We start from the raw sequence: 589 nt of genomic DNA on the forward strand, positions 1-589 counted from the left end.
CTTACAGGAGATGGGGATCAATACCCCCACCAAAATACAGGAAGCAGCTATTCCGGTACTTACCGAAGGAGGTGTTGACTTTGTTGGTCAGGCGCAAACCGGTACAGGAAAGACTGCAGCCTTCGGTTTGCCACTGCTCGCACAGATCGATCCGGCAAAAGAAGAAGTCCAGGCACCCATTCTCGCACCTACAAGAGAATTGGGTCAACAAATCGCAAGGCAACTCTTTAAATTCACCAAGTACAGCGATAAGATCTTTACTGAAGCTGTTTATGGTGGGGAAAAGATCGATATCCAGATCGCACGACTAAACAGGCCCACCCAAATTATAGTTGCCACGCCCGGCCGGCTCATCGACCTAATGAAAAGAAAAGCAGTAGACATAAGGAAGATCAAAACCCTGGTGCTTGATGAGGCAGATGAAATGTTGAGCATGGGATTTAAAAATGATCTTACCACAATCCTGGATGCTACGGCTTCGAAAGAAAGAAATGTGTGGTTATTTTCCGCAACTATTCCCCAGGACCTCAATGAGATCATCAACAAGTATGTCAATAAAGGAGCCCGTAGGGTAAATATTGATAAACAG

1 protein-coding gene is annotated in these 589 nt (G+C 45.7%); it reads left to right on the forward strand.

The features are described from left to right. A partial coding sequence (locus HC175_RS16550) for a DEAD/DEAH box helicase (protein WP_168139475.1) occupies positions 1 to 589 on the forward strand: 589 nt, incomplete at both ends.

This window comes from Salinimicrobium oceani, assembly GCF_012037645.1.